The organism is Mesorhizobium sp. GW821-FHT07A06, from assembly GCF_059419085.1.
This window is the reverse complement of sequence record NZ_JBWKRC010000022.1, coordinates 22,617-32,546: the sequence shown is the minus strand read 5'-3', so window position 1 is coordinate 32,546 and position 9,930 is coordinate 22,617. Positions and strand designations below refer to the sequence as shown.

Annotated in this window: 10 protein-coding genes and 1 pseudogene; 5 read left to right on the top strand and 6 right to left on the bottom strand. The window is 54.7% G+C overall.

Annotated features, from left to right (window positions below):
- Positions 1 to 255: 255 nt before the first annotated feature.
- From AC07SZ_RS35255 to AC07SZ_RS35235, 5 genes and pseudogenes are all read left to right on the top strand, one after another.
- A pseudogene (locus tag AC07SZ_RS35255) lies at positions 256 to 1,793 on the top strand (DUF4158 domain-containing protein); the annotation flags it as partial.
- Positions 1,794 to 1,975: 182 nt separating this feature from the next.
- On the top strand, positions 1,976 to 2,185 hold the full coding sequence (locus tag AC07SZ_RS35250; RefSeq protein ID WP_459912384.1) for a ribbon-helix-helix protein, CopG family: 210 nt from the start codon (positions 1,976 to 1,978) through the stop codon (positions 2,183 to 2,185).
- 191 nt (positions 2,186 to 2,376) lie between these two features.
- Positions 2,377 to 3,087, top strand: coding sequence for a helix-turn-helix domain-containing protein (locus AC07SZ_RS35245; protein ID WP_494917853.1), 711 nt, complete (start codon positions 2,377 to 2,379; stop codon positions 3,085 to 3,087).
- Positions 3,088 to 3,210: 123 nt separating this feature from the next.
- Positions 3,211 to 3,774 carry an RNA-binding protein gene (locus AC07SZ_RS35240; protein WP_459912380.1) on the top strand — a complete coding sequence of 188 codons (564 nt, stop codon included), beginning with the start codon at positions 3,211 to 3,213 and terminating at the stop codon, positions 3,772 to 3,774.
- 3 nt (positions 3,775 to 3,777) lie between these two features.
- Entirely contained in the window at positions 3,778 to 4,059 is a 282-nt protein-coding gene (locus AC07SZ_RS35235; RefSeq protein WP_459912379.1) for a type II toxin-antitoxin system RelE/ParE family toxin, read from the top strand.
- On the opposite strand, the gene AC07SZ_RS35230 is transcribed toward AC07SZ_RS35235, so the two are convergent.
- The 6 genes from AC07SZ_RS35230 to AC07SZ_RS35205 all read right to left on the bottom strand — a co-directional run bounded on the left by AC07SZ_RS35230 (position 4,056) and on the right by AC07SZ_RS35205 (position 9,914).
- Positions 4,056 to 4,364 (bottom strand): hypothetical protein, encoded by a 309-nt coding sequence (locus tag AC07SZ_RS35230; protein WP_494917851.1) that lies wholly within the window; start codon positions 4,362 to 4,364, stop codon positions 4,056 to 4,058. The genes AC07SZ_RS35235 and AC07SZ_RS35230 overlap by 4 nt on opposite strands.
- Positions 4,364 to 5,047 carry a division plane positioning ATPase MipZ gene (locus AC07SZ_RS35225; protein ID WP_459912375.1) on the bottom strand — a complete coding sequence of 228 codons (684 nt, stop codon included), beginning with the start codon at positions 5,045 to 5,047 and terminating at the stop codon, positions 4,364 to 4,366. Before AC07SZ_RS35225 ends, AC07SZ_RS35230 begins: the two co-directional genes overlap by 1 nt.
- Positions 5,048 to 5,165: 118 nt before the next feature.
- Positions 5,166 to 5,447 (bottom strand): hypothetical protein, encoded by a 282-nt coding sequence (locus tag AC07SZ_RS35220; protein ID WP_494917850.1) that lies wholly within the window; start codon positions 5,445 to 5,447, stop codon positions 5,166 to 5,168.
- A 56-nt stretch (positions 5,448 to 5,503) separates the two neighbouring features.
- Complete coding sequence (locus AC07SZ_RS35215) at positions 5,504 to 6,256, bottom strand: IS6 family transposase (RefSeq protein WP_000602738.1); 753 nt, start codon at positions 6,254 to 6,256, stop codon at positions 5,504 to 5,506.
- 391 nt (positions 6,257 to 6,647) lie between these two features.
- On the bottom strand, positions 6,648 to 8,294 hold the full coding sequence (locus AC07SZ_RS35210) for a GMC family oxidoreductase (RefSeq protein WP_494917848.1): 1,647 nt from the start codon (positions 8,292 to 8,294) through the stop codon (positions 6,648 to 6,650).
- A gap of 105 nt (positions 8,295 to 8,399) precedes the next feature.
- Entirely contained in the window at positions 8,400 to 9,914 is a 1,515-nt protein-coding gene (locus tag AC07SZ_RS35205; RefSeq protein ID WP_494917847.1) for an APC family permease, read from the bottom strand.
- Positions 9,915 to 9,930 lie beyond the last annotated feature (16 nt).

Sequence of the window (9,930 nt, the reverse complement as noted above, 5' to 3'; positions counted from 1 at the left end):
CGCCGTCAACAACGGTCGCCGCGTTCCCACAACGTTCTTCAACTTGGCCAAAATCGCAGCTTCGGGCCGACCGGGCCACATAGGCGAAGGTGCGTGGCATAGGGGTCAATTTTGTCCGAATAGGCTGTCCGGAATATCTTTCCTGTTCGAAACCCTGTCAAGATAGTTTGTGGACAGGCTTTTTTGCCCCTGTACGGAATCGTCCGTTTCCGAACAGAGGCTTGGGCCAGCGGTACAGAGTTGCGGGAGTAAAAGATGGCCAAACGGACGCTTCTAAAGTGCAGGATCGTCAGGAGCTTTTCGACATACCAGCCGACGAAGACAGCCTGATCCGCCATTATTCGCTGTCGCCGGCAGATCGGCTGGAAATCGAGCTTCGCAGGCGCAAGCACAACCAGCTCGGCTTTGCCGTGCAGCTCTGCCTGATGCGCTATCCTGGCCGGTCGCTCATGCCGAACGAGACCCCTCCGGGCGCGATGCTCAATTATGTCGCCGAGCAGATCGACGCTGATCCCAGACTATTTGATCTCTACGCCCGGCGTGAGGAAACTCGCCGCGATCATATCGCACACCTGCTCGGCTATCTGGAAATGAGAAACCCGACAGCCGATGCCCGTCGTGCGGCGCTGATGGCAGCCATCGAGGCAGCCTCAACAACAGATAAGGGGGCGGTGATTGCAAAGGCAATCATCGCCACGTTCCGGGAGCGCCGGGTTCTCCTGCCGGCGGTGAACATGATCGAACGCATGGGGTTGGCAGCGCGCGCTGTTGCTCGCCGCCGCGCAGAGCACGCGCTGATCTCCGATCTCGATCCGGAAAAGCTTGAAAACCTCGATGCACTGCTGAACGTTGATCCGGCGATCGGACAGACGCGCTTTCATTGGCTGCGCTCCGCTCCCGACGCCCCTGGAGCGGGCAATTTGGTCGGCTTGACGGAACGGATCGCGTTCCTGCGCTCGCTTGGGATCGATCCTCGTTTGCAGGCCCGTATCCCCTCCGGACGATGGGAGCAGATGATCCGCGAAGGTGATGCCACACCGGCTTGGCTCGCCAGCGACTTCAACGCCAGCCGTCGCCGTGCGACAATCGTGGCCCAGGTGATCAAGCTCGGCCAGAAGCTCACCGATGATGCGGTAATGATGTTCATCAAGCTGATGGGCCGGCTATTCTCCCAGGCCAACAACCGAAAAAAGCAGCGTCACATGAACGCCCGCATCGAAACATCCAAGGCGCTGCGACTGTTCCTCGACACGATCGTTGCCTTGCAGGCAGCGAACGACAATGATGTCGATCCCATGATGATACTGGACAGGCGCGTGGGCTGGCATCGGCTGCTGCAGATCAAACCCAGCCTTGAAGCCATGGTGGAGAACGGCGACATGTCACCGCTGGTGCTGGCGACCGAGCAATATGGGAACATCCGCAAGTTCGCGGGGGCCTTCCTTCAGGCATTCACATTCCGCTCGCACCGCCGGCACGATCCGCTGCTTGCGGCGGTCGCGATCCTGAAAATACTTTATATGGAAGGGCGTCGTGTCCTGCCGGATCGCGTGCCGGTCGGCCATTTGGGTGCGAACGAAAAGAAACTGATCTTCGAGGATGGCAAGCCGGATCGGCGGCTTTATGAAATCGCCACGTTCGCTCATTTACGGGACCGGCTTCATTCGCGCGATGTGTGGGTCGAGGGCAGCCGGTCATTCCGACCGATAGACGAAGATCTCATGCCGAAGCCAACCTTTGTCGCTCTGAAGGCGCAAGATCAGCTCGGCCTCGGTGTCCCGTCCGACTGCGCTGGCGCTGCGCGCTGCGCGCTGGATCTTGCCGTCAATAGTATCGCGACCGGTCAATGTGTGAGTCGGAGGGAATTGCCCTCGCCATATCTGCGATGTGACGGGTAAAAGCACGATATTTCAGCGTCTTAACATAAGGGGTTGCAGAATCGGGCAAATATCCGTTTCCTGTAACGATGAGTCATGTGGAGAAAACAGCGATCCGCGACAGAGTTTCCGCTCATAGAGAGCGATTGCGGGCTGCTGGACGTGTCTATGTGAACACGGATCTTCCTCACGAACTGATCGAGCTGATCGATCAGACAAAGGAATCAGAGGGGGTGCGAGGACGCACGCCCATCATAGAGCAAGCCTTGAGGTTTTATTTCGAGAAGAAGCGCGAGGGCATAAAATGAAAAACCCCTAGCCGTTAGCCGCGGCAAGGGGTTTTCGGATTTCGGAAACGACCGTGTTGGGCATCTCCCTGAATTGATCCCAACATAGTCGAGCAAAGCCTGTCCTGCAAGAGTGAGTCTTGCGGGAAACAGCGAAGCTATGTCCCGCTTTCCACAGGACATGCCCTCCATGGACGGAGGACGAAAAGACCATGTTTGAATCTTTAGGGGCGGTGCTCGATGGAGCGCCGGCCGAACGGGAACGCACGCCCGTTCGAAAGCATAGCCGCGCCGCTGGACGATGCGAGGGTGTATTCTGGCGGCGCACAGATCGGAAGCAGGTCCGCCAAATCGTGCTGGCGGCACGACGCTATGAACTGGCGAACAAACAGCCTGGTAGCCGCAATGGACCTCTTGGAGGCGTGGCGATCGAGCTGGTCGAGCTGCTCGCCAATATGGTGAACTTCCGCACCGGGCAACTCGATCCCTCAATTGAAACCCTCATGCGCCATCTCAGGCGCTCGCGTGACGCGATCGTGCGGGCGTTGAAGGCGTTGCGGGCGCATGGCTTCCTCGATTGGCTCCGGCGCTATGTGCCGACCGGCAACGAGGGACGCGGCCCCCAGGTGCAGCAGACCAGTAATGCCTACCGCCTGTCCCTGCCACAACGTGCCCTGCAGTTCCTTGGCCGTTGGGGCGAAGCCCCTCCTCCACCCGATGATTACGCACAAGCCGAGGCCGAGCGCATGGCCGAGATGGCGGCGCACCGGGCGAGCCTCCCCAGGGACGAATTGGCCTTGTTCGAAGTTGGCGATAATCCGCTTGGGCAGGCATTGGCCAAGCTCGCGCGTTCGATGAAACTACGTGAGTCCGCCAGACAGACTGAATCCCCATCTAGTTCTATTAAAGATAGAGAAAAATAGCCGGACGTCGCCGTTCGGGCTGCCTGAGCAGCCTTGCGACGATTCCGACCCGCATAAAACGCGGGTCGGCGCGGCACTCTCTGAGCCTTAAACCGCACTGACTCCACTTGCGGTAAGCGTCCAATGGCTTTTGAAAAAGAAAAGAAGCAAAGCCGTTGCGAGATTGGAGGTCTTGTGCAACTATTGGATAAACGCGTATTTCTTATCAGAAAGGTTGGCATGCAGCCGGACACGATTGATGGCAAAACCGTCAAAAATCTCGCTATCGCCCACGCCCTCAATGGTGCTGTCGTCATTGGCCAGCCAGGAGGCTTTGCCGTTCTCGTCAAATACGGGGCGAATGAAAGAGCTGTGGCTGCCCAACGGTCCCGCCGCATGCGCATCTGGCGGAATCTGAACACGGCCGCCGCTTATGTTAGCGACGAGCTCGGACTTGCCAGGTTCGAAATCGACATGACCGAACATGATCCGGCCGCCGTGGAACGCAAACGGCCCGATACGGCGGAACGTCAGCGCCAGTTACACGAGGCCGGCGAACACGATGCATGGTTCCGTGGCCAAGTGCAAAAGGCGCTCAATGGTATCGAGGATGGCTCGAACCGTTCAATTTCCGAAGAGGAATGGGCGGGAAAGGCGCAGTTGAAGCGAGCATATCTCCAGCGTATTATTGGCACGCTGGATCGTTGATACATGCGGATTATCCGGCGTGATTCCTATTCTATCGACCTCGACAGGATCGTTGACCATATTGCCTTGGACAATTCTTCGGCAGCGCTCGACATGTGGAATGATATTGAACGGCAGGTCGAGCGATTGCGAGACTTTCCCCGTTCGGGCCGTGCGGGGCGAATACCGGAAACACGGGAGCTGGTGGTGTCAGGAACGCCTTATATCGTCGTGTATATGGTGTCCGAGAACGTTGAGTTGATCCGTGTTCTGCATGGCGCGCAGCAATGGCCGCCCGAAAGCTAGACTCCGGATTTCCGCATAAGCTCGTCTAGTGCCTCGCCGTAGGAAAAGCCCGTTTCATTGCAATATTGCTTGAAGCGGTTGATGACGTCGATCGGGGCCCGAACAAATGCTTGATCCAATGGCTCGCTGGCCTTTCTCACGCGCTTTATGCGTTGGACCGGTTCTCGGCTTTGGAAGCCGGCCCGGTCAGCTGCACGATCGGCTGCCTCCTGTTCTTGCATTGTATTGACCTTCTCCTCCTGGCGAGGAGCAAAGCCCGATAAATCCAGCTTATTGGTTTTCCCAAATCCGAGATCGTTTGTCATCAGGCCGCCCTCTCCGTCGAACTTGATCGCAATAGTTCCAGGATTTCTGCCGTGAGCTGGATCGCGTTCTCAACGGCAGCATCAAGGCCATTCACCTTCAGCGGGTCTAGTTCGAATAGACTCAGGCGCTCCATAAACATCGCGTTATAGGCCTCACGCCTGTAGAGATGGGTGTTCAACACCGGAAGCTCGTTCGAGCGCATCTGGACCGAGATTTCTCGCTCAATCCGGCGGGTGAATGGAGGTGGGCTGGTTCTGTTGAACGCAAGAGTGAAATTTAATCGCCGCCCGATGTCCTCTTCACTTTCCCGAACCAGACCCACAGCGCGCGCAGCTTGTTTCGCATCCAGGGCGCTTCCTCCAAGTGGGATAAGTGTGAGGTCCGCCCGAATGATTGCCCTTGATGCAAGCCGGCTGGCCGTTCCTTCAAGATCTACGAACACAAACTGCGCTTCCGCAGCCGCGGTATTGATCAAGTCTCGAATATTCGCTTCCGTAGCATCGCTGATAACCTTGATCGGAAGCTTACTTTCTCCAGATCGCCAATCCGTGATCGGCTTATTTGGATCCGCGTCGATGATGACAACGGACCCCCCTTGCTGGGCAAGGGTGGAGGCAACTGAAAGAATGGTTGTCGATTTTCCAGCTCCGCCTTTCGGGTTGGCTGCGCATATCACGGGCATTGGAATGCTCCTCGGAAACTTAGGAGTTTTTTTATCATGCAATCATGAACGCTTTCTGAATGAAAGCTAGATAGCAATCTATCTTGAGAGCAATCAAAATTGCGATGTGTAATGATATCTAAATTGATATCAAGGAAGATTTCAATTCTGTCAACTTGAGAAGGCATAGGCGCTCCCAAATCGCGCCGTAGAGCGCCGAAGGGCCGCCAGTGACGATGCCCAGGTGCATCAGCGCCGAGACCGCCTTTCCCCATCTGGCCGGTTCGGGACGCGGCCCCTTGAGCTCCTCGCGCAAGCGCTCAATCACCTCTTCATCTGGAATGCCCGGACGGGGATCATCGGCGGCGGCCTGTATGCCGCGCTTGAGCAGTTCCCGGCGAAGATCGGCATGGGGTTCCAACGGGCGTGTCGCAAACACTTCTGGAGGCAGCTATCACCCAGCCAAGGCCGGTATTTTCATGCTTTGTTAACCTTTTGCAGTCCGAAGAGGCGCGCAAGCAAATCATTCTGGTCATTGACGGTCCAGCCGCCTGAAAAGCCAAAGCCCTTCCGCAGCCACAGCATCGCCTCGAAACCCGCGATGGTTCGCCGCGCCGTGTTAAAGGATTGGAAACCGCCGATCTTCGGCATGTTCTTCTTCACCCGGAAATGGTCGCTCTCAATCCCCTGCTGGAGATGTTTGGTCACATAATGCACGGGATCGGGATGGAGAAGCCCATCATCAACCGACGTTTTGATCGTTGACGGGAAGGTGTTGGCCCCGTCCGTCCCAATCCTGTTCGGCGACAACAAGGGTTCATCTTTAAGCATCTTTCGGAAGAACCGCTTGGCAGCGTCGAGATCGCGCTTAGCGGTCAGCAGGAAATCCACCGGATTGCCATGCTTATCGATGGCTCGGTACAGATAGCGCCATTTGCCGCGGATCTTGACATAGGTCTCATCAATCCGGACCGAGCCGCAATGGGGTCGACGAAACTGCCGCAGCCGTTTCTCGATGACAGGTGCATAAGCCAATACCCAGCGGTTGATCGTGCTATGATCGACCTCGAAGCCCCGCTCGCGAAACATCTCTTCCAAGTCACGATAGCTGAGCGGGTAGCGCAAGTACCAGGCAACCGCCTGTACAATCAGCCAGGCCTCGAAATGCCTGCCCTTGAAATCATCCTTCGACTGGCGCTTCAGCTTTTCGGCAATGGTATTCAAAATCATCGGCTCGCTCCGCAATATCAGGAGCGGCAACTTCTCTCCCCATGGTCAACATCGAGTTAACCTGAAGAATTTGCGACAAGGCCCTCCGGATGGGTAGTTTGGCAAGATCGTAACGCATTGAAATCATGTCAAATCAATCGTTAAGCGACTGCTATCGGACGCAATGGCGTTTGGGTGCTCGCTACGCGTTTGAGAGCGTTGCTTAACTGGCTCTCCGGCGGAATACCGGAGCTTGAAGCGTGTAAAAGCCATCAGAAAGGCGGTGCTTGACGAGGGGCAGTCGAAATTCCGTTTCTGATTGGCTTACATGGCCATGTCTTGGCACCGTAGGTGCCCCTAAGAGGCCAACCAAGAAGCCAAGCTTGGTTTCACACCGTTTCTGCTAACAGGATCACGTCTTCGTTACCGAAGTGCGTCGACGACCATGATCGAATGTCGGTTCAGAATATCTGCCTCTGGCTTTTATCATATCCGCGCACTTTTCCCCAATGACCATACATGTAGCATTCAGATTTCCGCTGACAATGTTCGGCATAATCGAAGCATCGGCGACAAATAGGTTTTCTACGCCTTTTACCCGCAGACTAGGATCAACAACTGCAAGATCTCCAACTCCCATTTTACAGGTCCCTGCAGGATGGTAAATTCCCATAGCAGACTCGCGGGCGTAGGCTTCCCACTCATTGTCGTTGTTCACATTGTTTCCGGGCGCGAGCTCATTCACTACGAAGCGAGAAATTGGCTGCGCCTCAAATATAGCTCTTAGTTTCTTCAGCCCAGTAATCAAAATCTTCAGATCGCGTCGATCACCAAATAAGTTCGGCTGTATTATCGGTTGATCTAAGTAGTTACCGGACCGCAAACTAATGGCACCTCTTGAGAAAGGCCGTTGCACGTTTGCATACGCGGTTACAGCTGGTCTATCCAAAAGGACCGGTCCGCTCTCCGCTAAGTCGTAGCCAGCGGGTGTAAAGTGAAATTGTATATCGCTTCGTCTAATTTTATCGTTCGATCGCGCAAAGCCGATAACATGAGCGTCTGGAGTTGAACCAGGACCGCTCCCTGTGAGCAGCCACCGGCATCCGAGGTAAAGATGCTGCCATAGCGAATTCATCATGTTATATGTTTTTGCGGTAACCTCTACACTGATGCTTGCTCCAGGATGGTCGTGAAAATTCTGGCCGACGCCGGGTGCGTCTAAAATCACATCTATACCAAATTTCTTGAGGTGATCCGCGGGTCCGATCCCAGACAACATGAGCAATTGTGGAGATGCGATAGCGCCCGCACTCACTATTATACCATGTCTTGCTTCCACAACGTGTCTAAGGCCATCTCTCATGTATTCGACGCCGTTAGCGCGTCGCCCGTCAAACACAATTTTCGATACATGCGCATGAGTTATGATGTCAATGTTACCTCTACGCGTCGCTGGCCATAGATAAGCTCTAGACGCGCTACAACGCCATCCGTTTTTTTGGGTGGCTTGTATGTAGCCGATGCCGTCTTGTGGCGGAACATTGATATCATCTGTGACCCGAAAGCCTGCATTGCCAGCAGCTGTCAAAAACGCGTCCGACATTGGGTGCTTGTCACGAATATTGGAAACGGAAAGCGGCCCACTTCCACCATGAAACGCACTCGAGCCATTCTCGTTTCGTTCCGATTTTTTGTAATATGGTATGATATCGTCGAATGACCATCCGGAGCAACCTTGAGCAGCCCAATCGTCGAAATCTTCCCGCTGACCACGAACGTAGCACATGCCGTTGATTGAACTACTGCCACCTAACACTTTACCCCGTGGCATGTAGTCCTTTCGGCCGTTTCGTGTCGGATCCGCCGCTGCCTTGTACCGCCAATCGTACTTTGGGTTTCCTATCGCTTTAAGATATGTGGCTGCGGGCATTAGAATGGGCAGTCTTTTATCTGAGCCGCCCGCCTCCAGCACCAGCACAGTATTGGCTGAGGTCTCTGAGAGCCGCCCCGCAACTGCGCTTCCGGATGAACCCGAGCCAATAACGATATAGTCGTACATTGCCATTTCCTTTTGCGAACGCAAGGAGACAGTAGCTCTTCATGAGTCTTTGAATTTTCTTCTGCGCTATATGCTTTTCATCGGTCCCGGGTACCGAGATGCTCTTTAGGCTGACTTCTTCTCAAGAATACGGATATCCTCTTGCCGCTCCGCAATGGATTGCGCATCGACAGGCGGCCCGGGAAATCGTTTGCGCTCAAAGGCAAACCACAAAACCACCAGTGCACCGATGATTCCGATAAAGTAATTGATCAATATATCTGTTGGAGGCTGCAGTCCAATGTAAATGACGGCCACGCCGCCGATGATTGCTATCACTGCAAAGGGCTTGGACAGTATCCCAAGACGGTATGGGCCATATGACCGGTTCCTCGCGAACAATGCGGCCGCGATGGTCATACCGTAACAAAGTTGATAAAAAAGCGCAATTCCGCCGACCAGAGCAGCGAATGCGGACGAATACAGAGTTACTGCAATACTCACAACAGCGCAGGCCCAGATTGCGTAGGCGGGCGTGCGAAACCGCTTTGACACGCGACGAAATTGCTTAGGGAGCCCTCCATCACGAGAGAAAGCGAATGTTGCGCGTGAATAACCAGTCAACGCACATGCTCCGCAAATGTATGCAGCCAAAACCATGGTGATCGAGATATAGCTCTTGACGACGGACGGAGCCTCTATCTGTCCAAAAAGAAAGGCAAAGGCGTTGCTTCCTTGCTTAGCGACCGCTGACGGATCCGCCATAGCCAATGCGAATGATGTCAGCATCAGAAGTCCAACGCCGGCGGAGAGCAAGACGGAGCTAACCATAGCCTTTGGAACCGCGCGCGCTGCGTCCACAGTTTCCTCAGATGTATGAGCCGATGCGTCATAGGATGTTATAATCCACATAGGCAAAAGCATGGCGTAACCAAGAGCGACTAGTGGATTTGACGTCAACGGAACCACGCCTCCGCCCGCATCTCCTGTGTTGTTCGTGAAAACGAGCAGTTGGGAAAAATTGGCTGGATGGATGTTGTAAAACATTATTCCAACGAGTGCGAATGATGCTGCAAACGTCAGATAGGCGCCGATTTCGCCGATCCGCGAGAGCATTCGAACACCTAGATGATTAAGCAGCGCTTGGCTTCCAACAATCATGGTGACGCCAATGGCCTGCTGCCAGTACCCCCAACCTGAGGTATCGATGTTAAACATTCCGCCGAGGATCATCTGTTGAAACAGGAGGTAGGCGGACACGGCGGTTCCAGCGACAGCGAACGTATACGCTAGAAGATTGATCCAAGCTGTGGCCCAGCCCCAACCACGTCCACCATAGATAGTCGCCCAGTGGTAGAGGCCGCCAGCTGTGGGGACTGCTGAACCGATCTCGCCCAAGGACGCGGAAGTCACATATGCGATGGCTGCGCCGACAATAAACATCCCAATAATACCGAACATCCCTGACGTACTGAAGCCCTGCTGGAAGCTTACGGAACACGCCCAGAATATCCCAATTATCATGAAGCTCATTGCAAAGCTGCCAAAACCTGACATGCGCCTCGAAAGCTCCTGGGCATAGCCAAGTCGATGAAGGGTCTCGGCATCGCGCTTTAGAATTTCAAGTTCTTTTGAGCCCATCGGATTTACCCTCCAA

Excerpts from the sequence above, each read along its gene's own strand:
- AC07SZ_RS35215 (WP_000602738.1), bottom strand. The coding sequence starts at position 6,256 with ATGATTTTGAATACCATTGCCGAAAAGCTGAAGCGCCAGTCGAAGGAT.
- AC07SZ_RS35240 (WP_459912380.1), top strand. The coding sequence starts at position 3,211 with ATGGCTTTTGAAAAAGAAAAGAAGCAAAGCCGTTGCGAGATTGGAGGT.
- AC07SZ_RS35245 (WP_494917853.1), top strand. The coding sequence starts at position 2,377 with ATGTTTGAATCTTTAGGGGCGGTGCTCGATGGAGCGCCGGCCGAACGG.
- AC07SZ_RS35230 (WP_494917851.1), bottom strand. The coding sequence starts at position 4,364 with ATGACAAACGATCTCGGATTTGGGAAAACCAATAAGCTGGATTTATCG.
- AC07SZ_RS35210 (WP_494917848.1), bottom strand. The coding sequence starts at position 8,294 with ATGTACGACTATATCGTTATTGGCTCGGGTTCATCCGGAAGCGCAGTT.
- AC07SZ_RS35205 (WP_494917847.1), bottom strand. The coding sequence starts at position 9,914 with ATGGGCTCAAAAGAACTTGAAATTCTAAAGCGCGATGCCGAGACCCTT.
- AC07SZ_RS35225 (WP_459912375.1), bottom strand. The coding sequence starts at position 5,047 with ATGCCCGTGATATGCGCAGCCAACCCGAAAGGCGGAGCTGGAAAATCG.
- AC07SZ_RS35235 (WP_459912379.1), top strand. The coding sequence starts at position 3,778 with ATGCGGATTATCCGGCGTGATTCCTATTCTATCGACCTCGACAGGATC.